At 65.4% G+C, this 21,671-nt stretch carries 22 protein-coding genes; 14 read left to right on the top strand and 8 right to left on the bottom strand.

Going from position 1 to position 21,671, the window contains the following annotated elements; all coding sequences use genetic code 11:
• The first annotated feature begins 167 nt into the window (after positions 1–167).
• From BM197_RS00875 to BM197_RS00860, 4 genes are all read left to right on the top strand, one after another.
• Positions 168–1,373 carry a glycosyltransferase family 4 protein gene (locus BM197_RS00875; protein ID WP_177216671.1) on the top strand — a complete coding sequence of 402 codons (1,206 nt, stop codon included), beginning with the start codon at positions 168–170 and terminating at the stop codon, positions 1,371–1,373.
• A gap of 19 nt (positions 1,374–1,392) precedes the next feature.
• Positions 1,393–2,007, top strand: a complete 615-nt coding sequence (locus BM197_RS00870; RefSeq protein ID WP_090707990.1) for a thymidine kinase — start codon at positions 1,393–1,395, stop codon at positions 2,005–2,007.
• A 177-nt stretch (positions 2,008–2,184) separates the two neighbouring features.
• Positions 2,185–3,192: a diacylglycerol/lipid kinase family protein gene (locus BM197_RS00865; protein WP_090707989.1), complete on the top strand. Its 1,008-nt coding sequence runs from the start codon at positions 2,185–2,187 to the stop codon at positions 3,190–3,192.
• 28 nt (positions 3,193–3,220) lie between these two features.
• On the top strand, positions 3,221–4,150 hold the full coding sequence (locus BM197_RS00860; RefSeq protein WP_090707987.1) for an alpha/beta fold hydrolase: 930 nt from the start codon (positions 3,221–3,223) through the stop codon (positions 4,148–4,150).
• Positions 4,151–4,170: 20 nt separating this feature from the next.
• Here the strand turns inward: BM197_RS00860 and BM197_RS00855 are convergent, their stop codons facing one another.
• Entirely contained in the window at positions 4,171–4,638 is a 468-nt protein-coding gene (locus BM197_RS00855) for a VOC family protein (protein WP_090707986.1), read from the bottom strand.
• Here BM197_RS00855 and BM197_RS00850 point away from each other — a divergent pair.
• Entirely contained in the window at positions 4,637–5,341 is a 705-nt protein-coding gene (locus BM197_RS00850; RefSeq protein ID WP_090707984.1) for a histidine phosphatase family protein, read from the top strand. The genes BM197_RS00855 and BM197_RS00850 overlap by 2 nt on opposite strands.
• Before the next feature lie 164 nt (positions 5,342–5,505).
• Here the strand turns inward: BM197_RS00850 and BM197_RS00845 are convergent, their stop codons facing one another.
• Complete coding sequence (locus tag BM197_RS00845) at positions 5,506–6,480, bottom strand: LacI family DNA-binding transcriptional regulator (RefSeq protein ID WP_245762329.1); 975 nt, start codon at positions 6,478–6,480, stop codon at positions 5,506–5,508.
• Positions 6,481–6,487: 7 nt separating this feature from the next.
• The gene (locus BM197_RS00840) at positions 6,488–7,546 is read right to left on the bottom strand and encodes a carbohydrate kinase family protein (RefSeq protein WP_090707980.1); all 1,059 of its coding nucleotides are present in this window, start codon (positions 7,544–7,546) and stop codon (positions 6,488–6,490) included.
• A gap of 145 nt (positions 7,547–7,691) precedes the next feature.
• Between BM197_RS00840 and BM197_RS00835 the strand changes: the two genes are divergently transcribed.
• Positions 7,692–8,534 (top strand): class I fructose-bisphosphate aldolase, encoded by an 843-nt coding sequence (locus BM197_RS00835; protein WP_090707978.1) that lies wholly within the window; start codon positions 7,692–7,694, stop codon positions 8,532–8,534.
• On the top strand, positions 8,531–9,679 hold the full coding sequence (locus BM197_RS00830) for a Gfo/Idh/MocA family protein (RefSeq protein ID WP_090707977.1): 1,149 nt from the start codon (positions 8,531–8,533) through the stop codon (positions 9,677–9,679). The genes BM197_RS00835 and BM197_RS00830 overlap by 4 nt, the downstream gene beginning before the upstream one ends.
• Here the strand turns inward: BM197_RS00830 and BM197_RS00825 are convergent.
• Together BM197_RS00825 and BM197_RS00820 are read right to left on the bottom strand one after the other, a co-directional pair.
• Positions 9,647–10,690 carry a LacI family DNA-binding transcriptional regulator gene (locus BM197_RS00825; protein ID WP_218151790.1) on the bottom strand — a complete coding sequence of 348 codons (1,044 nt, stop codon included), beginning with the start codon at positions 10,688–10,690 and terminating at the stop codon, positions 9,647–9,649. The genes BM197_RS00830 and BM197_RS00825 overlap by 33 nt on opposite strands.
• Positions 10,691–10,716: 26 nt before the next feature.
• Positions 10,717–11,445: an SDR family oxidoreductase gene (locus tag BM197_RS00820; protein WP_090707973.1), complete on the bottom strand. Its 729-nt coding sequence runs from the start codon at positions 11,443–11,445 to the stop codon at positions 10,717–10,719.
• Positions 11,446–11,671: 226 nt separating this feature from the next.
• On the opposite strand from BM197_RS00820, the gene BM197_RS00815 reads away from it, so the two are divergent.
• Together BM197_RS00815 and BM197_RS00810 are read left to right on the top strand one after the other, a co-directional pair.
• Positions 11,672–12,343 carry a nucleoside/nucleotide kinase family protein gene (locus BM197_RS00815; RefSeq protein WP_090708905.1) on the top strand — a complete coding sequence of 224 codons (672 nt, stop codon included), beginning with the start codon at positions 11,672–11,674 and terminating at the stop codon, positions 12,341–12,343.
• Between the two features lie 41 nt (positions 12,344–12,384).
• Positions 12,385–13,869 (top strand): mannitol dehydrogenase family protein, encoded by a 1,485-nt coding sequence (locus BM197_RS00810; RefSeq protein WP_090707972.1) that lies wholly within the window; start codon positions 12,385–12,387, stop codon positions 13,867–13,869.
• Between the two features lie 48 nt (positions 13,870–13,917).
• Here the strand turns inward: BM197_RS00810 and BM197_RS00805 are convergent, their stop codons facing one another.
• Entirely contained in the window at positions 13,918–14,451 is a 534-nt protein-coding gene (locus BM197_RS00805) for a P-loop nucleotide/nucleoside kinase family protein (protein ID WP_177216670.1), read from the bottom strand.
• A 223-nt stretch (positions 14,452–14,674) separates the two neighbouring features.
• On the opposite strand from BM197_RS00805, the gene BM197_RS00800 reads away from it, so the two are divergent.
• The 5 genes from BM197_RS00800 to BM197_RS00780 all read left to right on the top strand — a co-directional run bounded on the left by BM197_RS00800 (position 14,675) and on the right by BM197_RS00780 (position 19,798).
• Complete coding sequence (locus BM197_RS00800; RefSeq protein ID WP_177216669.1) at positions 14,675–15,718, top strand: LacI family DNA-binding transcriptional regulator; 1,044 nt, start codon at positions 14,675–14,677, stop codon at positions 15,716–15,718.
• Entirely contained in the window at positions 15,715–16,758 is a 1,044-nt protein-coding gene (locus tag BM197_RS00795) for a class I mannose-6-phosphate isomerase (protein ID WP_090707967.1), read from the top strand. Before BM197_RS00800 ends, BM197_RS00795 begins: the two co-directional genes overlap by 4 nt.
• 106 nt (positions 16,759–16,864) lie before the next feature.
• Positions 16,865–17,626 carry an ATP-binding cassette domain-containing protein gene (locus tag BM197_RS00790; protein WP_090707965.1) on the top strand — a complete coding sequence of 254 codons (762 nt, stop codon included), beginning with the start codon at positions 16,865–16,867 and terminating at the stop codon, positions 17,624–17,626.
• Positions 17,623–18,705 (top strand): ABC transporter permease, encoded by a 1,083-nt coding sequence (locus BM197_RS00785; protein WP_090707964.1) that lies wholly within the window; start codon positions 17,623–17,625, stop codon positions 18,703–18,705. The genes BM197_RS00790 and BM197_RS00785 overlap by 4 nt, the downstream gene beginning before the upstream one ends.
• A 97-nt stretch (positions 18,706–18,802) precedes the next feature.
• Positions 18,803–19,798 carry an ABC transporter substrate-binding protein gene (locus BM197_RS00780; protein WP_218151789.1) on the top strand — a complete coding sequence of 332 codons (996 nt, stop codon included), beginning with the start codon at positions 18,803–18,805 and terminating at the stop codon, positions 19,796–19,798.
• A gap of 59 nt (positions 19,799–19,857) precedes the next feature.
• Here BM197_RS00780 and BM197_RS00775 read toward each other — a convergent pair whose 3' ends face one another.
• Both BM197_RS00775 and BM197_RS00770 read right to left on the bottom strand, forming a co-directional pair.
• Positions 19,858–20,673, bottom strand: a complete 816-nt coding sequence (locus BM197_RS00775) for a class II fructose-bisphosphate aldolase (protein ID WP_090707962.1) — start codon at positions 20,671–20,673, stop codon at positions 19,858–19,860.
• A 13-nt stretch (positions 20,674–20,686) separates the two neighbouring features.
• On the bottom strand, positions 20,687–21,493 hold the full coding sequence (locus BM197_RS00770; RefSeq protein ID WP_177216668.1) for a DeoR/GlpR family DNA-binding transcription regulator: 807 nt from the start codon (positions 21,491–21,493) through the stop codon (positions 20,687–20,689).
• Positions 21,494–21,671: the final 178 nt, after the last annotated feature.

The raw sequence follows: 21,671 nt of genomic DNA, 5'->3' as shown, positions 1-21,671 counted from the left end.
CTCCACGGTATATTGAGCCCCAACCGGGGGGCACTGGTCGCAGTCCGGCCGGGGCCATGCGTCCCTAACGCGACCCGTGGGCAGGCACCCCGTTCGGTGTCGGAGGGTGATGGTTAGCTGTGGGCGCAGCAAATAATACGGGTACGCGACCGGCGTCCCTGCGCGTTTTGTACAGTTTCCCGGGAGCGATCGGCAGCCGCGGTGCGGGAGCGATCGCCTGGCATCAGGTCAACCAGCTCGTTCTTGCCGGGCACGACGTCACCCTCGTCGTTGGGAGCGTGGCGCGCGCGGTCGTCGGCATCCGGTCGATCGTCCGATCCCCTGATTTCGGCAGCCGGCGCATCCCGGAGCGCACTCTGGGCAGGGCGCGCGCGTATGCCTGGCACGACTGGCGCGCACGCCGGGTGCTCTCCTCCGGCCAGTTCGATGTCGTTCACACCTGGCCACTCGCCGCAGCCCGAACGCTGGAACTCGCTCAGCGCCTCGGCGTGGTCGGCCTGCGGGAATCTCCCGGAAGCCACGTCGCCCAGGCATGCACGACCGTCAATCGTGAGTACGCAGTGCTGGGCCTCGAGGTTCCCCCGGCATGGTCACTCTTTGGCGAAGGCGACCGGCTCGAGACAGAAGAGCGCGAGTACGCGGCTGCCACCGCGCTTTTGGTGCCGTCGGATGCCGTCGCGAACTCCTTCCTGTCGCGCGGCTTCGAACCCTCCCGGCTGATCCGGCACCAGTACGGGTTCGATCCCAACGAGATCCGCGTTCCCGTCCGCGAGAAAGAGCATCCGTTCACCGCCGTCTTCATCGGTCGATGCGTGCCCCGCAAAGGGCTTCACTACGCGCTCAAGGCGTGGCTCGCGTCACGCGCGAGCGAGACCGGACGGCTGCTGATCTACGGCGCCTTCGACGAGGAATACGCCGAGCTGTTGCGCCCAGCGCTCTCGCATCCGTCGATCACCATCTGCGGGCCGACCGAGAAACCCGGCACCGCATACGCCCGAGCCGACGCTCTCCTCGCCCCCAGCATCGAGGAGGGGAGCGCTCTCGTCACGTATGAAGCGCAGGGAGCCGGTGTGATCCCTCTCGTCTCGACCGCGAGCGGCGCCATGGTGGACCATGGCGTGAACGGTCTCGTGCACAAGACCGGCGACACCGACACGCTGGCCGGGCACATCGACCTGCTCTTCGACCAGGAGAAGGTCCGCAGGTTCCTCCGCACCGCGGCGCTGTCCCACGCGCAGCAGCTGACCTGGACGGCGGCCGGGTGGGAACTCGCGAACGCGTACCGCACCGCTACGGAGCAGCCCGCACGGGGCAGACACGCCCGCCCATCGGCGATGATGCGCGCCAACTGGGACGGAAGCGCCGTCTCCTAGCCGCCACTAAACTCGAGCCGTGGCAAAACTTTACTTCCGCTACGGCGCGATGAACTCCGGCAAAAGCACGGCTCTCCTGCAGGCAGCATTCAACTACGAGGAACGCGGCCACTACGTCCTCCTCGCCAAGCCCGCCGTCGACACGAAGGCCGACTCGAACATCCAGAGCCGGCTCGGGGTGGTCCGCCCCGTCGACTACATCATCGAACCGGATGCCGACGCGTACGCCCTCTTCCAGCACCACCGTGCCGCGGCACTCGCGAAAAACGGCGCCGACATCAGCTGCCTCCTGCTCGACGAGGCCCAGTTCCTCACCGACGCCCAGGTGAATGACCTTCTCCGGATTGCGTTGCTCGAGAGCATCCCGGTGCTGGCTTACGGCATCCGCACCGATTTCCAGACGGTGGCCTTCCCCGGCAGCCGTCGCCTGCTTGAGGTCGCGCACAGCCTCGAGGAGCTCAAGACGATCTGCCGTTGCGGCCGCAAGGCGCTGTTCAACGGCCGCAGGCTCGGCGACCGGTTCGTCTTCGACGGCGATCAGGTCGCCATCGATGGCGTCGAGGTGACCTACGAGTCACTGTGCGGGGTCTGTTATCTGCAGGAGTCCGCTGGCGCGCTCGGTCCCGTCCGCTGACGGGACGGATGCGCGCAGGCGGTGTCGCCGTCAGAGCCGGTCGTTATGCCTCGAAGTCAAGGCTCAGCGCCGGTTTAGGTGCGCCTCCGTGCGCGAAATAGTCTTTTCACAGACCTTCGAGCCGCGACGGCAAACGTCGTGCTTCACAGGCGCCGAAAAGTACAGGAAGCTGAACGTATGACCGACACGACCGACTCGACAGACACGACCGCCCCCCAGGCATCCCGAACGTCCGTGGCAGCGGTGATCTACAACCCGATCAAGGTCGACCTCGACGCCATCAAGGCCGTTGTCAGCGCCGAACAGCAGGCCGCAGGCTGGGGGGAGACCCTCTACTTCGAGACCTCGGTCGAGGACCCGGGCCAGGGTGTCACCAAGAAGGCGATCGAGGCCGGTGCCGACATGGTGATCGTTGCCGGGGGCGACGGGACCGTTCGCGCCGCTGCGGAGGCGATCCACGACACCGAGGCGACGCTCGCTCTCCTGCCGTCGGGCACGGGCAACCTCCTCGCCCGCAACCTCGACCTCACCCTCGATGACCTCGAGCACTCCATCCACAGCGCGTTCAGCGGCAAGGACCGTGACGTCGACCTCGGCCTCATCGACATCCGTCACGGTGACGACTCGCTCACCGAGCACGTCTTCCTTGTTATGGCCGGGCTGGGTCTCGACGCCAAGATGCTCGCGAACACCGACGAAGACCTGAAGGCGAAGGTCGGCTGGCTGGCATACGTTGGTGCGATCTTCAAGGCGCTGACCGACAAGAACGAGCTGCGGGTGCGCTACCGGCTCGACTCAAGTCGAACGAAGTCCGTGCGGGCCCACACGATCATCGTGGGCAACTGCGGATCCCTGCAGGCCAACGTGCTGCTGCTCCCGGAAGCGGCGGTGGATGATGGCAAGTTCGACATCCTGATCCTGCGCCCGGAGAACCCGTTCCACTGGATGCAGATCACATTCAAGATCCTGTGGGAGAACGGCGTGCTGCACCGCACAAAGCTCGGCCGGAAGCTGCCCACCAAAGAGGTGAAGGCGCTCAACTACGTCAAGGGCACGTCGCTGACCATGCAGCTCAGTCGGGCAGAGGAGATCGAACTCGACGGCGACGGGATGGGCACCGCGAAGGCGGTACGGATCAAGATCAAGCCAGCCGGCCTGACGGTGCGGGTTCCGAAGGACGCATAGCCGGGCCTCTGAACGGAGGGAGCGCAGGATGGCGACCAGGTCAAGCGGTTCAATCGCGGGGCGGCGCCACGTGCGGCACACACCCAGGCGTCCCGCGTCGGGCCTGGCGGAGCGCTGGACGACGATTGACGGGGTCGACATTTTCTACCGGGAGTCCCCAGAGCCCCCTCGCGACGCTCGCGCGATGATGCACCTGCACGGGTTCGGTCTCTCGGGCCGCTACCTCCTCCCGACGGCCGAACTGCTCAGCACCGAGTTCCACACCCTCGTGCCTGACCTCCCGGGCTTCGGCCGGAGCGGGAAGGCGCCCCATGGTCTCGATGTACCCGACCTGGCTCATGCGGCGGTCCGGTTCCTCGACGACCGCGGGATCGAGATGGCCACCCTCGTCGGCAACTCGATGGGCTGCCCGGTCATCCTGGAGTTCGCGGCGCATCACCCGGAGCGCATCGACCGTGCCATCCTCGTCTCGCCGGCGGGCGGCATGTACAACCAGCCGTTGCGCCGGGCCATCGGACAGCTCGCCCGCGACGGCGGGCGGGAGCCGCCCAGAATCGTGACGGTGGCGACCCCGGACTACCTCCGGTTCGGGGTCCCCAGCACGTTCCGGATGTTCCGCGCCCTCACCCAGTACCCCTCGCGCGACCGGCTGCTCGAACTGCAGATCCCGACACTCGTCGTCATCGGCGACCGGGACCCGCTGATGCCGGGTCCGGCGCGTGTGAAGGAGGTCGCCGCTCAGACCAACAGCCAACTGCTCCTGGTCACGATCGAGGGAGCCGCCCACGCGATCAACTTCAGCCACCCGGGCGAGCTGGCCCATGTCATCCGCCTGTTCATGGCCGACCAGCCGATCGAAGACGACCCCGATTCGCCCGGTCTGCCGCGGGCGCGGGAGATCCACCGCGGTAGACCTCGCCCGCCAGCGTCTAACACCGGCCCCGAGGCCGACGCGTAAGCATTCGTCGCCGCTGACGGTCAGGCGTTCACGAGCTCGTCGATCACGATCTTCTTCTGCCCCATCATCACCCGGATCTGCTCGGGCCGACGGGTCAGTTCATTCATATTCGCCGGGATGATCTGCCAGCTGACCCCGAAACGGTCCTTGCACCAGCCGCACTGTTCCGACTCGGGCACGTGCGAGAGCCGTGACCAATACCGGTCGATCTCCTCCTGGTCGCGGCAGGCCACGACGAACGAAATCGACTCGTTGAAAGTGAACTGCGGCCCACCGTCGAGGCAGACGAAATCGACACCGTTCAGGGTGAACTGTCCGTTCAGCACCTTGCCCGACATCCCGCTGAAGTGTTCGTCCAGCGACTCGTCCGGGTACTCGTCAATCGATGTGATCCGCGAGTTCGGGAACACCGAGACGTAGTACTCCATCGCTTCGCGCGCCTGGTCGTTGAACCAGAGGCAGGGTTGGATCGGTGAAAGTTCGGCCATGGGAAACCTCCTTGTTCTGCCCCTCAGCTCGCCCTCACTGTACGCGGAGGCCTCGACACTGGCGAGGGGGAGAGCCGGCGTACCCGGCGGGTCGTTCCTGGCGAGTACAGCCATCCATCAGGAGCGGCTCAGCTACGGTGGAAGCATGACGACAATTGCCCTCGTGCGCCACGGTGAGACCGACTGGAATCTCCGGCGACGCCTGCAGGGCCGTGCCGACATCCCGCTGAACGAAACGGGGATCGAGCAGGCGCGTGTGCTGTCCGGCAGCTTCGCGCGTGAAGACTGGTCGTTCGTACTCAGCTCACCGCTCTCACGCGCCTCGGCGACGGCGCTCGAAATCAGCAAGGGCGCGGACATTCCTTTTGCCGGAACCGTGGACGACCTGATCGAGCGCAGCTTCGGGCAGGCCGACGGCGCAACCGCCGAAGACATTGCCGCCAAGTGGGCTGACCGCATCTTCCCCGACGCCGAACCGGTCGAGGACGTTCAACGCCGTGGCGCCGCTGTCGTCGATGAGCTCGTCGACCAGTACGAGGGCAACCTCATTCTCGTGTCGCACGGTGCTTTCATCCGCGCCACCGTGTTCGCGCTCACCGGTGAAGACATCGGCGGGATCGCGAACGCCACGATGGTGCTGCTCTCGCGGACGGATGCCGGCAGCTGGGAAAGCGTTCCGGCTGTCGTGACCGTGGCTGGCTAGACGCAACGCGCACTATCGCATTACGCCCGATCGGCCGGTTTCGGGGCCCGTAGCCACGACACTTAGCTGCGGAGATTGGTGCGACAACGGTCGGTTTTCGCGCGAAAAGCACTCCGTAGCCGTGATTCTCCGAAGTTGCGAACGCGCCGGGCGCGAGAGCATCGTCAGCCGTCTTCAGAACCTCGCAGAACGAGTGTCGCGGGCAGCACGTGGGTGCGACGCGCCGAGGTGTCCCCAGACAGGCGAGCGAACACAATCTCTGCCGCTGCTTCTCCCATCAGGGTGATGTCGTGAGAGACGACGGACACCGCTGGGGTGCTGAGGGTGGCGGCTTCGAAGTCATCGAAACCGATCAGCGGCACCCTGGCCCCACTGTCGCGAAACGCCATCAGGGCGCCGACGGCCGCCCTGTTGTTGGCGGCGAAGATCCCGTCTATGGCCCGCTCGTTGAGCAACCGCCGGATGGCGACTGCTGCGTCCACGCTTCGGTGCGCGTCGGTCACGACCAGCTCGGGGTCTTCGCGCACGCCATGCTCGATGAGCGCAGTGCGGTAGCCCGCCAGACGCTCGCGCATGGTCGAGATGTCGAGTGAATCGCCGACGAAAGCGATCCTCCGGCCTCCGCGCTCGGCAAGGGCCGCTGTAGCCAGCCGGGCACCGCCCGCATTGTCTGCCACGACGGCATCGGCCTGATCGAAGTCGACCGGCCGGTCCAGGAAGACCAGCGCAGGGATCGGGGGAGGCAGTTTCGACCAGTCGCGGGCGGCGCCGGTCGGCGGCACGATGATGAGCCCGTCGACGCGCTGCTCCATGAGCCGGTCGACCAGCTGGTCGTGTCGGCGGCCGTCCTCATCGGAGCTGCCGATCGTCAGCAGGTAGCCGTGGTCGCTGGCGGTGCTTTCGATAGCGCCCGCGATGGTGGAGTAGTAGGGGTTCGACAAGTCGCCAATGATCAGTCCGAGCATCCGGCTTGTGCGCCCAGGGCGGATGCTTGCTGCGGCGAGGTTCCGTCGGTAGCCAAGTGCATCGATCGCCTCCTGGATCCGTGTCGCGAGGGGCGCACCGATATTGGTTTCGCCGTTGACGTACCGCGAGACGGTCTTGAGGGCGACGTTCGCTTCACGGGCGACGTCGTTCATGGTGGGGTTACCGGACAGGGTAGCCTCCCGGGTCGACGGTAAGAACGGATGTCAGGTCCGGGCGGAGCTCGAGCAGCGTGTCGATCGTCGTCGGCCGACCCGTGATGACGGCCGCGGAGCATGCCGAGGCGATCGTCCCTGCTTCCTGCGGGCCTACCCCGGCGGCGATCGAGTAAAGGAGGCCCGCTGTCGCGGCGTCACCGGCGCCGTTGGTGGTGACGGCTTCGGGCACCGGAACGGGCGGTATCTCGAGCCGAACGTCCGCCCATAGTTCGCTCAGCCCGGAGAGCGCTGATCCGCCGGCGGCCAGACGCTCGCGGCTACCTGTGCGGAGGAAGAGGCCGCCACTGCCAGACGAGAGCATCACGACCGCGGCGCCCCAGGCGATGAGCTGGTCTGCCAGTCGCGAAACCAGGGCCATCCCCGGAGGTTCGTCGATTCCGAGGGCGGAGGTGAGGTCGTCGAGGGAAGGGCTCAGCACATCGGTGGCAGACGCCATCCGGCGCAGGATTGTGTCCCAGTCCAGGTGACCGGTGGCGCTGTCGCGGTCGACGACAGCGAGGTCTATCGAGGTTGTGACCCCGGCAGCACGTGCACGTTCGAGGAGGGCGACCAGGGGCGCCCCGTGGTCTACGAGCAGGCCGGGGAGTAGCGGCGGATAGCCCAGATGCATCAGGTCGCAATTCTCGAGAGGAACAGTCGTGCCATCGAAACGATCGTTCGCCCCGGTGTGATGCCAGAAGGTCCGATCGACGCCGGGTGGCTCCAGCACGAGGCTGTAGGAGGTATTCGCCCCGCTCACGACGAGAGGCGGGCCAACCATGCCGGGGCGCTGGGCGATGAGCCGGGTGACGATGCTCCCGAGTTCATCGTCCCCGACTGCGGTGTGCACCCGAACGGGCAATCCGAGGTCGGCCAGGTCGCCGCCTGTGTTGGCCACGCAGCCGCCGAGCGACATGGCGAGCGCACCGACTTCGAAGAGCCGCCCTGGCTCGATTCGCGTGGTCGCGAGCAGGCCAGGGGTGATGTCGACGCAGATGTGTCCGGCGATGACGACGCGACGCATGCTGGGCTCCTTTCTCCGTTTCAGGACTGACACGGAATTGCCACCGAGTCCTAGACAACGTTGTCTCGGTTTGGATACTCTGGCACACGACAGGCGCCCAGCGGAACCTCCGGCGTCTCAACCGACCGAAACAGGAGATCACGCAATGTCGCTGTACCGCCTGAACAGGCTCTTCAACCCCCGCTCCGGCCGCGCGCTCGACGTCGCCGTCGATCACGGCTTCTTCGGAGAGCGCTCTTTCATTGCCGGGATCGAGGACATGGAGAGGGTCGTCGCCACCCTCGTCCGCGCCAACCCCGACGCCATCCAGCTCACCGTCGGTCAGGCGCGGCACCTGCAGAGCCTGCCCGGCAAAGCGAAGCCAGCGCTCGTGCTTCGCACTGACGTGGCCAACGTCTACGGCAATCCCCTCGATGATCACCTGTTCAGCCACCACCTGCCCAACGCCATCGAGGAGGCCGTGCGCCTCGACGCCGTTGCCGTGTGCGCGAACCTCATGCACCTTCCCGGTCGTCCCGAGATCCGCGAGGCGAACATCCGGTCCATCATGGCGCTGCGGGTGGAGGCGACCCGTTACGGGATGCCCCTCATGATCGAACCGCTCGTCATGCAGGACAATGCACGCGGCGGCGGATACATGGTGGATGGCGACGTCGACAAGATCGTCACGCTCGTGCGGCAAGCGAAGGAGCTCGGCGCGGACCTTATCAAGGCGGACCCGACCGACGATATCGCCAACTATCACCGCGTGATCCAGGTGGCCGGAGATGTGCCGGTGCTCGTGCGCGGCGGTGGCCGGGTCGACGACCGCACGCTGCTCGAACGCACCGCAGCGGTCCTCGACGCCGGTGCCAGTGGCATCGTCTACGGGCGGAACGTGATCCAGCACGAGAAGCCTGCAGGGATCACCGCGGCCCTGCTTGCGGTCCTGCACGACGGCAGCTCCGTGGACGAGGCACTGGCCATCCTGGACGGAGCTGCCGCATGAGCGCGCCGACCGTCAACATCGCGATCATCGGCGGTGGGCTCATGGGGCGCGAGGTCGCGGCCGCCATTCAGCGCTGGCCCGCACTCATCGACCATCCGGTCCGGCCACGGCTCACCGCTGTGTGTGACATCAACCCGGATGCCCTCGACTGGTTCGACGAGATCGACAGCGTCGTCACGAAAACCACCGACTACGCAGACCTCCTGGCCGACGACTCCATCGACGTCATCTACGTCGCCGTGCGTCACGACCTGCACGAGCGGATCTATACCGACGTCATCCGGAGTGGCAAGAGCCTGCTGGCAGAGAAGCCATTCGGCATCGACGCCGATGCCGCACAGGCGGTGCTCGCTGCGCTCGCCGAGCACCCGGAAGCTTTTGTACGCTGTTCGAGCGAGATGCCGTTCTTTCCTGGTGCCCAGCTCGCCATCGACTATGTGCGGTCGGGTGCCCTTGGCACGATCATCGAGGCGCGCAACAGTTTTCTACACTCGAGCGACCTCGACGTGAACAAGCCGATCAACTGGAAGCGCCAGACGCAATTCTGCGGTGAGGCCGGGGTGATGAATGACCTCGGGATGCACACCTGGCACGTCCCGCTCCGCCTGGGGTGGGTGCCTGAATCGGTGTTCAGCGTCCTGCAGAACATCGTCGAGGAACGCCCGGGCCCGGACGGGCTCGCGGTGCCGTGCGACACATGGGACAACGCCGTCATCCACAGTTGGGCGCGTCACGACGGCGTTCGCTTCCCACTGACAACAGAGACGAAGCGTATCGACCCTGGGCAGAAGAACACGTGGGAATTCGAGGCGATCGGGCTCGACGGCGGCGTCCGGTTTAGTACGAAGAACCCGAAGCTCGTTGAGGTGTTCACGGTGCAGAACATCCCAGGGGGCGGGCGCGAACAGGTGTGGCAGCAGATCGATGCCGGCAGCCAGTCGGTATGGCCGACGGTGACCGGTCCCAATTTCGAATCCGGGTTCTCCGATACGATCCTGCAGATGTGGGCCGCGTTCCTCGCCGAACGCCACGGTTCGCTTGGAGACAGGTTCGGTACCGTCCGCCCTGAGGAGGCTGCTCGAACACATGAGATTTTTCGAGCGGCGATCCGCTCACACGAGGAGGGACGCGCCGTCGGTCTGTGATCTCGTCGCGGTGGGGGGAGGGCCTGAAGCTCGATCCGCCGGGTCTTCCGGCACCACGCACGATTCGCGCTCCACGAGATGAACCGGCAATACTGTGGACCGGCGGAACCGCCGGTTCGGGTGGTCAAGGCGGTCGAGGATCCGGTGGGCCGCCAGCCGGCCCAACTCGGCGGGATCCTGCGCCATGACGGTGAGCGAGGGCCGCAGCACATCTGCGAGAGGGAAGTCGCCGAAGGTGACGATACTCATCGGATCGGCGAGGGGGAGAAGCGCCATGGTGCAGCGCGCGTTGGACGAGAAGACCGCCGTCGCCGGCCGGGCCAGCCCTCGCAATGTCTGTAACGCGCAGGCAGCGCTGGCGCGGGTGCCCGCTCCCATCGCGATGAGCTCGTCGTCCGCGCTCAACCCAGCGGCCTGAAGAGCTGACCGGTAACCATGCAACCGAGCGGCCGTGGTCGGCACAGTGACCGTGTCTCCGAGAAACCCGATTCGGTCGTGACCGTGTTCCACGAGGTGCATTGTCGCCGTGAACGCGCCGGCGAAGTTGTCCTGCGTGAACGAGTCGGCGGAGAGTCCGAGGGGTGGGCGGTCGACGAAAACGATCGGCAACCGCAGCGACCACGCGGCGAGGAAACTCTGATCACCGCTGATTGGCGCTACCACGATCCCACTGGGCTGTCCCCGCAGCATCGATTCGAGGATCAAGCGTTCCCGGGTGGGGTCCTCGCCCAGGCTGGTCACCAGGGTCGACATGTCCCGGGCCAGCGCGACGTGCTCGACGGCGCGCACGATGGAGGCGAAGAACGGATCCACGATGTCGGGCACGGCCACACCGATGACCGACGAACGGCCCGACCGGAAGGTCGTTGCAAGGCTATTCGGCACGTAGTCGAGCTCCCGCATCATCGCTTCGACGCGGGCGCGAGTGCTCGGATGGACGTGCGGATCCGAGTTGAGGACCCGCGACACCGTTTTCGAGCTCACTCCCGCGGCAGCTGCGACGTCCCGCATGGTCGCCATGATTGTTGTCCCGTCCGTCAGCGCGCGGTGTAACCGCCGTCGATCGGCAGAGAGACCCCCGAGATCATGCCGGCAGCGTCGCTCAGCAAGAAGACGATCGGCCCAGCGATGTCGTCTTCCGTGGCCCATTTGCCGAGCGGCATCTGCTCGAGGAACGGCCCTTCGATGTCGGGGCGGCCCCAGTACCAGGCTGACATCGGGGTCATCACGACGGTTGGATTCACAGCGTTGACCCGGATGCCATGCGGCCCCAGTTCCAGTGCAGAAACGCGCGTGATGTTGTCGAGCGCCGCTTTCGACGAGCCGTACGAGATGTGGCCGGCGAGGGCCACGAGGCTCGCCTGGCTCGATACGTTCACGATCGCGCCACCACGACCCTGGCGGATCATCTCACGTGACGCGTACTTGGTCACGAGGAGGGGTCCGCGCGCATTGACCGCCATCACCTTGTCGAAGACATCGATATCGGTGTCTTGGGGAGTTGCAATCTCGCCGCCCCACCCGCTGGAATTCACAACGCCCCAGATGTCGCGCCCCTCGATGGCGTCGCGGACGCTGTCTTCAGAGGAGATCTCGAAGGGGAGCGAGGTCGCGCCGATCTCGTCGGCGAGCGTCCGAAGCTTGTCGGCATCCCGCCCAGCGACAAGCACGTCGGCTCCCGCAGCGGTCAGGTGACGCGCCGTCGCGCCGCCGATGCCTCCGCTTGCCCCCGTCACGAGGATGGTGCGGCCAGTGAAATCAGTCATGTGTTCTTCCGATCGGATCGCCTGGGGGTGGATGCTGCGCATCTCGTCCGCGCAATACTAGCCCCGGGACACTCGTCATGTCACCGGTGACATGTGAATTGATGTCACCGATGACATCACTGTTGACATGCACCCCTGTCGCGTCTAACGTGAGCGAACGCGCCCGTGAGCGGACCGGTGTTGGGCGTGCGTGTCGGTCGATGTGGACGACGGGAATGGGGAGACAGTGGGCGAGCGATCACAGGCAGAGGCGACGAAGCCTCTGGCACAGGTGGCGACGCTCGACGAGCTCGTTCTGCGGGGTCGCGAATTGATGGCCTCGGGCTCCCGGTCCATTCTTGGCATCACCGGCACTCCAGGCTCAGGCAAATCCACGCTGAGCGTCGCGCTCGCCGCAGCACTCGGCGAAGACGCCGTCCTCGTCGGAATGGACGCTTTCCACTTCGCGAACCGGGAACTCCGACGGCTGGGTCGACAGCATCGCAAAGGTGCGCCGGACACCTTCGATGTCGATGGGTATGTCGCTCTGCTGGGCCGCCTCGCCACGCAGGGCGACCACGACATCTACGCGCCCGTTTTCGACAGGGAACTCGAAGAGTCGATTGGCAGCGCCGTACCGGTGCACCCCTCCGCCAAGCTCGTGATAACCGAGGGCAACTACCTCCTCTTCGACGAGCTCGGTTGGGGCGCAGTGAGCGCTTACCTCGATGAGAGCTGGTTCATCGACGTTGCCCCTGGGCTCCGCCGCGAGCGACTTGTCCGGCGCCGCATATCTTTCGGGAATGACCCTGACGGTGCCGCCCGGTGGGTGCGCGATGTCGACGAAGTCAACGCACTCTTGATCGAAGAAACCCTCACCCGCGCCGACCTCGTGGTCAGGATCGACACGCCTTTGTGACGGCTCCCGCCCCTCGCGACCACACAACCAGGAGAGACTCCATGACCAGGCTCAGTAACAGCACTCTCGGCGACCTCCCGCCCGACGTCGCCCGGCCGGCATACGACCGCGCCACAATCCGCCCAGGCATCGTCCATTTCGGAGTCGGCGCTTTTCACCGCTCGCACGAGGCGATGTTCGTCGATCGGGTGCTCGAACTCGGCCGGGACGGGTGGGGAATTGTCGGCGTCGGGACCCTTCCGAGCGATCGCGCGATGAAGGCAGCGCTTGTGCCGCAGGACTGTCTATACACCCTTGTGACGACGAGCCCCGAGGGGACTTCCTCGGCGCGGGTCATCGGGTCGATCGTCGAGTACCTTTATGCTCCTGATGATCCGGCTTCTGTACTGGCGCGCCTCGCCGACCCGGCCACGCGAATCGTGTCCCTGACCATCACCGAGGGCGGGTACGGGGTGACCGATGTGACGGGTGAATTCCAACCCCATGACGAGGCCACGATCGCGGACCTCGATGGCCTGCCGAACGGAGCGGCGCCGCGAAGCCCGCTCGGCTTCATTACAGAAGGCCTCCGGATGCGTCGAGACGTCGGTCACATGCCGTTCACTGTGATGTCCTGCGACAACATCCAGGGCAACGGTATTGTCGCGCGGACCGCGCTCCTTGCCTTCGCGAACCACATCGACCCCGGACTTGCCCGGTGGATCGAGACGGATGTGCGGTTTCCGAACTCGATGGTCGACCGCATCACCCCGGCTACGACCGCCCAGGCCCGGGCATCGGTCGCCGAGCGTTTCGGTGTCGACGACCGCTGGCCGGTGCTGTCGGAGTCCTTCGAGCAATGGGTCCTCGAGGATTCGTTCTCCGACGGCCGGCCTCCGCTCGAACGCGTCGGCGTGCAGCTCGTCGACGACGTGGAACCCTATGAGGTGATGAAGCTCCGGCTGCTCAACGCCTCCCATCAGGCGATGAGCTACCTCGGTCTGCTCGCGGGCGAAACCTACGTTCACGAGGTGTGCCGCGACGAAGTCTTCGCTGCCTTTCTCCGTGGCTACATGGAGCACGAGGCGCGTCCCACGCTCAGTCCGGTTCCCGGTGTGGATCTGGATGCCTATTGTGACGAGCTCATGCGTCGTTTCAGCAGCGAAGCGATCAGCGACACCCTCGCGAGGCAGATCGTCGACGGCTCTGAGCGCATCCCGAAGTTCTTGCTTCCCGTCGTGCGGGAGCAACTCCGTACGGGCGGGCCTGTCGACCGCTCAGCTCTCGTCCTCGCTGCTTGGAGTCGGTTGATCGAGGGGCGTGCCGACGATGGAACGCCGCTCGAGCCCGTCGACCGACGTCTTAGTGATCTCCGGGCTGCGGTGGCGCAGGAGGCGTCATCACCGGGCGCGTTCCTCGGTCTCACGGCCGTTTTCGGGGACCTGGGCTCCAACGTGCGGCTTCGTGAAGCGTTCATCGCGGCGAGGGCGGACCTGCAAGGCCTGGGCGCCCGTGGCGCTGTCGAGCGGGTGAACGCAACCGCCTGATGTCGTGAGCAGTGGCGCTCGGCCAGGGAACGCCTCGGCCGGGCAGAATCAGCCCGGCCAGTCGGCGATAGCGGGATGCTGAAGGACGACCTGCACCTGCTCAGCCGTCGGAAGTGCGGCGTCGACGGCCAGGTGGGCGACGGCGGGGGGAGTGCCCCCTATGGCGTCCACGATGTGCGCATCGCGGTCAGCTGCGCGTGCAGCACGTCGCTCGGCCAGCAACGCCGGGCTGGCGCGGACCCAGACGACGGCGGGCACACAGTCGGCAGCATCGACGAGCTTGTCCCACTCATCGCCGCCCTGCAGCTCGGCAGTGAAAGGAGCGACGAGAACCGCGCCGAGCCCGGCGGCGACCTGGTCTGCGAGCGTGTCGCGCAGCGCTCGGTAGCGGGCCGGGCGCACGACCTCACGGAGCCGGGGATCATTCCAGTGCATCTGCTCTGCCAGCACGACCCCCAAGCCTTCGAGGACCGGGTTGGTCATGGTGTCGAGGTCGAGATAGGGCAGTCGCAGCGCTCGTGCCAGAGAAAGCCCGAGGGTGCTCTTGCCGCTTCCCGCTGGCCCTGCCACGACGACGATCACGTTTTCCTCCCGAGCGTAACGTTCTGGAAACAGATGCTTGACAACGTTGTCGTTGCTCGTTCATTATAGGTCCAACGAAGGAATAATGGGGCTCCGAACAGGGGTTCCCAGCCCAGATGACAACGCTGTCAGGAGGTGGGACCATGGTGACCGACATCGCCGCAAGCATCCGTTCCGCTCTCCACGCGGGCGTCGGAAACGTTCCCGGGCGGGGGCGCAGCTGATGCGGCGGCCCGGAATCAAAGAAGTCGCCGAACAGTCCGGCGTCAGCATCAAGACGGTTTCCCGTGTGGTCAACGGTGAAACAGCCGTTCGTCCGGAGACGCGACACCGCGTGCTCGACGCGATCCAACGCCTCGGATACGTGCCGAACACCGCCGCCCGATCGCTCAAATCGGGCACAGGTGGGGCCATCGGTGTCGTGATCGATTCGCTGGCCGACCCGTTCTTCGCGTCGTTGGTGAGTGCCATCGAGACGCGGGCGCTGACCGAGGGGTTGAGCGTGCTGGTTGCCAGCACGGGGCTCGATGCCGACCGTGAGCGGGAACAGATCCTCAGCCTTGTCGCTGGCCACCAGGTGGCTGGGATCATCTTCGCCCCCGTCGCCGAAGAACTGCCATACCTCGAACCATTCCGCAAGGTGACACCCGTCGTAGCCGTGGACCGTGCAAGCGCCGCCTTCGACTCGGTGGTTGTGGATGACTACGCTGCGACGTCGGTCGCTGTCCAGCAGTTGGTCGGGTTGGGGCATGAACGGATCGCGTTCTACGACCGCGACGAACGTTTCTCGACTATCCTTCGACGCTACCGGGCCTATCAGGACGTTCTGGAGGCTGCGGGCATTCCCGTCGACCCCGACCTGGTGTCCTGGACTGTCGACGGAGCACTCGACTATTCGGCCGAGACAGCCCGGCTCTTTGCGCTTTCCGATCCGCCCACGGCGTTTTTCGCGTCCAATTCGAAAGCGGGAATCGGACTCGTGACGTCGCTCGCCCACATCGGCCGAGAGAACACAGCGATGATCGCATTCGGTGATTTCTCGCTCGCCGACGTCCTTCGGCCCGCCGTCAGCTGCATCGACCAAGACCCGTTCCTCATCGGGAATGCTGCGATCGAGCGCCTGCTCGAGTTGCGTGCGCTTCCTGTGAGCGAACCTCGTGAGTGGGTTGTGCCGACGACACTGCTGCGTCGTGGATCGGGCGAGATACCCGCACCACTTCGCCCCGCGGTGTCCGCAGTCGGCTCCACGAGAGGAGGCGCCCTGTGAAACCGATCGCGCTCGCCCCCAACCTGATCGAACACTTCTATCGTGGCGGAGACCGGATCGCGCGGCTGCGCGGCATCGAGCAGACCTCCGAGTTCCAGCCGGAAGAATGGCTGGGCGCCACGGTGAGCCGAGCCGGCGAAGGCGAGATCGGCCTCGCCCGGGCTCTGGATGGGACGCTGCTGCGTGACCTCGTCGCCGCCGATCCGGCGGCCTGGACCGGTTCGGAGCCGGCATCCAGCGCATCGGATGTCGGCATTCTCGTCAAGCTCCTCGACGCTCGTCAGCGGCTCCCCGTACACGTGCATCCGTCGCGAGAGTTCGCAACGCGTCACCTGGACTGCCCGTATGGCAAGACGGAAGCGTGGTTCGTGCTCGATGCCGAGCCCGGAACCGCCGTATACCTGGGCTGGGCGGCCACCGTCGATCGCGACGAGCTCGACCGTCGACGCGACGCGCAGGACAGCGAATGGATGCTTGCTCAGATGAACCGCATCGAGGTCGAGGCGGGTATGGGGATCCTCGTCCCTGCGGGAACCGCCCACGCCATCGACGGCGGCATCTTCGTGACCGAAGTCCAGGAGCCCACCGATTTTTCCATTCTTCTGGAGTGGTCTGTCACGACCTCAAGCAGGGAGGAATCCCATCTTGGCCTTGGATTCGAGACGAGCATGTCTGCCGTTTCGACGGAGCCGCTGACAGGCGCGGACCTCGATCGTCTCGTGGTTCGGAACGATCTCGATCGCAGGTCCGCAGAACCTGCCAGCCTCCTGCCGGTTGCCGCAGATCCCTATTTTCGACTGCTGCATGCGGCACCGGAATCGGGGGGAACGGTGGCGATCGACGCCGGATTCTCTGTGGTGCTCGCAACCGGCGGTGCCGGCTCACTGGTCGGGGCGGGAGAGATCGGATACTCCGCTGGCGACGTGTTCGCCGTCCCGGCGGCCTTCGGGCCGTGGGCGGTCCACGGAACAGGAAACCTTCTGATTTCGACACCGGGGCAGGGCTGGCCCCGCACGCTCACGGCGGGAGGCAATCTTTGACCCTTTCTCCCGTAACACCGAATGCACTATCCACGCGGGGGCGGCATCGCCGCTCTCACACGATCGCCTCGCTCGCCGGGGTTCATCGGAAAGGAAATCTCTCGACATGACTACCCCGGTATTAGAAGCACGTGGGCTCTCGCGAGCGTTCGGACACGTTCTCGCCCTCGATGACGCTGACTTCGAGGTCTACCCAGGCGAAGTTACCGCCCTTATCGGCGACAACGGTGCTGGAAAATCCACGTTGGTCAAGGCTCTGTCCGGCAACCTCGCCGTTGACTCTGGCGAGATCAAATTCGCAGGCGAACCCATCCAGCTGACCTCACCCACACAGGCGAGCGCGCTGGGAATCGAGACCGTCTATCAGGATCTCGCCCTCGCTCCCCATCTGGACCCGGTGCAGAACATGTACCTCGGGCGCGAGCTCATGCGCGGTGGCCTCGGCGGCGCAGTTGGTCTCATGAATGTGAACGAGATGCGGTCCCAGTCGCGGGTCGCATTCGACGAGCTCGGCGCGACGGTCCGCTCACTCACGACTCCCGTCGGCTCGATGTCCGGCGGCCAGCGGCAGGCCGTCGCAATCGCGCGGGCCGTGCACTGGGCGAACAAGGTCGTCTTCCTGGACGAGCCGACGGCCGCCCTCGGCGTGCGCCAGACGAAAAACGTTCTGGAGACGATTCGTCGGGTGCGCGACAAGGGAATCGCCGTTGTCTTCATCAGCCACTCCATGCCGCACGTGATGGAAGTGTCGGATCGCGTTCAGGTCCTGCGGCTCGGGCACCGCGCTGCGGTCCTCGATGCCAAGCACACAAACATGGAAGAACTCGTCGGCCTGATGACCGGCGCGAGCACGAAGGGCGCGGCATGACGAACATCAAAACCGGCATGGGGCCGGAGACGACTTCCATCGAAACCGCGCGGCAAAAAGAAGGCCCATTCAAGCGGATGCTCAAGCTGCAGGCCTTCCAGATCTTCATCGTGCTGATCGTTCTCGTGCTGATTTTCAGCGCCCTCGCTCCAGAATCGTTCGCCACACTCTCAAACCTCCGACTTGTGGTGCAGAACGCGTCGATCCTGGCGGTGCTCGGTGTTGGAATGACGTACGTCATCATCACCTCGGGCATCGACCTCTCGATCGGCTCGGTGCTCGTGTTCTCGGGTGTTGTGTCAGCACTGACGATGCGTGCCATCGGCGGCGACGACTGGGGTACAGCAGCTATCGGCGTCGTCGTCTCGATCGTCGTCGGACTGGCATGGGGTATCTTCAACGGCGTTCTGATTTCGAAGGCCAAAGTCCCGCCGCTCATCGTCACACTCGGTAGCCTCGGCATGGCCCTCGGTCTGGCTCAGATCCTGACGGGCGGAGTGGACGTTCGTGACGTGCCCTCCGTGCTCACGACGACCATCGGTTACGGAAACATCCTCGGCGGCATCCCCGTGATCTCCGTGATCGCCCTCGTTGTCGTCGTCATCGGCGCCCTCGTTCTCCATTACACAAAATTCGGCCTCTATACCTATGCGGTCGGATCGAGCGAGGAGGCTGCACGTCGCGTCGGCGTCAAGGTCGACCAGCACCTGATCAGGGTCTACGCAATCTCGGGCGGTCTCGCCGGGCTGGCCGGCGTGATGTCGTTGTCGCAGTTCAGTACAACGGCGATCGCAGGGCAGTCTCAGACCAACCTGAACGTGATCGCGGCCGTTGTCATCGGCGGTACGTCGTTGTTCGGTGGATACGGAACAATCTTTGGCACCGTCGTCGGTCTCTTCATTCCGGCCGTTCTTCAGAACGGCTTCGTGATCACCGGCATCCAGCCGTTCTGGCAGCAAGTCGCTGTCGGCGCGGTCCTGATCGTCGCGGTCTACATCGACCAGGTCCGTCGTGCCGCGGCGGCGCGTGGACAGTCCACAAACCTCTGGCGGCGTCTCGTCAGTCGAAAAAGCGAGTAAGGCGGCGGCCCGGCCGGCAAACTCGACAGCACCACCAGCACCTCCCCTAAATGAACAGTCCAGCAATGGATGACCAACAAGAGAATGGGTAATCACAATGAAGTGGAATAAGTCAGTCCTCACGGCCCTGGCAATCGGGGCCTCAGCCGGATTCGTGCTCACCGGTTGCTCAGGCGGCGGCGGAGGCGGAGGCGAGTCCTCCGGGGGCGGCAGCAGTGAGGGTTACAAGCTCGCCTTCGTGCAGGGGGTGGCAGGCGATGAGTTCTACATCTCGATGCAGTGTGGGATTGAAGCCGCCGCCGAGGAAGCCGGGGCGACGGTGACGACGCAGGGGCCGGAAAAGTTTGACCCGACCCTGCAGAAGCCTCTCGTCGACTCCGTGGTCGCATCAAACCCGGATGCCCTCCTTGTGGCACCGACGGATGTGAAGGCCATGGAGGGCCCGCTGAAGGCAGCGGCGGATGCTGGCATCAAGGTCGTCCTCGTCGACACGACGCTCGAAGACCCGTCGATGGCTGTCTCCCAGATCGCCAGCGACAACAAGGGCGGCGGCGCGGCGGCATTCGAGGCGATCAAGGAAGAGCACCCCGAGGGCGGCAAGGTGCTCGTGGTCTCGGTCGACCCTGGTATCTCGACGACCGACGCTCGCGCCGAGGGCTTCCAGGAGGCTGCCGAAGCAGAGAGTAACTTCGAGTTCCTCGGCGTTCAGTACAGCCACAACGAGCCTGCCACCGCGGCTGAGATCGTGACGGCGGCGTTGCAGAAGGACCCTGACATCGTGGGGATCTTCGCAGCGAACCTGTTCGCCGCAGAGGGAACGGCAACCGGCGTGCAGCAGGCGGGCAAGCAGGGGAGTGTGACCATCGTCGGCTTCGACGCCGGCCCTGCCCAGGTGAAGCAGCTCGAGGCTGGTACGGTTCAGGCCCTCGTGGCACAAGAGCCTGCGACGATCGGCGAGATGGGCGTAGAGCAGGCCCTGCTGGCGCTCGATGGCAAGGAGACCGAAGAGAAGATCCAGACGGGCTTCACGATCATCACGCAGGACAACGTGGCCGGCGACGCCAAGGACGCCATCTACAAGTCCAGCTGCTAATCGACTAAGCCAACAACGGCCCCGGGAATCCCCGGGGCCGTTGTTGTGTGCGTGAATCGTCAGATCAGGAGCAAGAGGCGTTCAACCTCGTCGGCCACAGCATCCCGAGCGGGGCCGAGATACTTCCTCGGGTCGACGAGGTCGGGGTGCGCCGCGAGCGTTGCTCTCACGCTCCGGCTGAAGACACCGTTGATGTGCGTCGAGATGTTCACTTTGCGGATGCCGAGGGAGACGGCGCGGACCAGATCATCATCGCTCACTCCGCTCGAACCATGAAGGACGAGGGGTACGGAGACGGCGCCGGCGAGCGCGGCGATGAGGTCGAAGTCCAGCGACGCGCTCCGCGACGTCATCGCATGTGAGCTACCAACCGCGACAGCGAGGCCGTCGATCCCCGTTCGTCCGGCGAAGTCGACGGCCTCGTCAACGTCGGTTCGCACTCCGGGAGTGTGCGCGCCCCCCTTGCCACCGATCGCACCGAGTTCCGCTTCGACCCACACGCCACGCGCCTGTGCAGACCGGGCCACGACCGCGGTGCGCTCCAGGTTCTCGGCATACGGCAGCGTCGCCGCGTCGAACATGACGGACGTGAACCCCAGCGCCACGGCTTCGGCGATCAGATCTTCGTTCTCTGCATGATCCAGGTGGACGGCCGCGTCAACGGGCGCATCTGCCGCGAGGCGGAGCACCGCCAGACTGGTCGGTGCGAGTGCGCCGTGGTATTTTACCGCATTTTCAGAGAGTTGGAGCACGACCGGCCGCTTGGCACGCTCGGCTCCGATCAGGATGGCCTCGGCGTGTTCAAGCTGGATCACGTTGAAGGCGAGGACCGCGCGGTTGCGGTCCAATAGCTCTCCGGTGCTCAGAAGTGGCATGGGGCGGTTCCTCTCAAGGGGGTGGTTGAACGAGGTTGCGGGGAGCTTCCCCAGGAGTGACGACGTGCACCTCGGGACCGAGAATGCTGGCCGCTGCGACAGTGGCGGCGTCGAGTCTGTCGTCGGTCACAATGACGTCGAACTCGGCGATGTCGGCGGCATGGCAGAACGAGATGGCACCGAACTTCGACGCCGTCACGGCCAGCACGCGACGGCGAGCCGCGCGGAGCATCCCGCGTTTGACCTCGGCTTCCTCGGGAAGCGTTGTTGTGACGCCCGCCTCAAGGTGCACACCGTTGGCACCGACGACGGCGACATCGACGTGTAACTGGGCGAGTCGACGCCCCGCCCAGTCGCCGACGGTCGCCTGGGTCACAGCGCGTGCCTGCCCGGGAATGGTGAGGACGGTGAGTCGTTCGCGTCCGGCGAGCAGGGCGGCGACGGGCAGACTGTTGGTGACGACGAGGAGCGTGCGGTTCTCGGGGAGCAGCATGGCGATCTCAAGGGTCATGGAGCCGGAGTCCAGCAGGATTGAGCCTTCCTCCGGCAAATCACCGACGATGCGCTCGGCGATCGCCCTCCGCTCCCTCGCCTCGGTGGACTGACGGGTTTGCAGCGACAACTCGAACGGGACCCGGTCGATGAGAACCGCTCCACCGCGGTGCCGTCGAACGACGCCCTGGCGTTCGAGTACAGCGAGGTCTCGTCGGATGGTCTCCCGGGCGACCCCGAGGCGCTCGCTCGTTTCTACGACCGCAATTCTCCCGGTCCCCTCGTGCGCAGCCGCCACGATGGCGGCGTGGCGTTCGGCAGGATACATGGGACTCTCTCGTGCGGAGGGCTGAGATCCGCTCGGCTTCATGGTAGCTGAAATTGTCGGTGAAATCGTCTGTTTCTGTTGGTATGCTCTTTCAACACACACGATCGGACGTGTGTGCGGAGACAACCGGGCATATCGGGTCAGACACAAATCGGGTCAGGCATATTTCGGGTCGGGC

Origin of the sequence: Mycetocola miduiensis (assembly GCF_900115155.1) — a bacterium.
Lineage (GTDB): Bacteria > Actinomycetota > Actinomycetes > Actinomycetales > Microbacteriaceae > Mycetocola_A > Mycetocola_A miduiensis.
The sequence above is the reverse complement of the archived record's forward strand: the minus strand, read 5'-3'. Positions and strand labels throughout refer to the sequence as shown.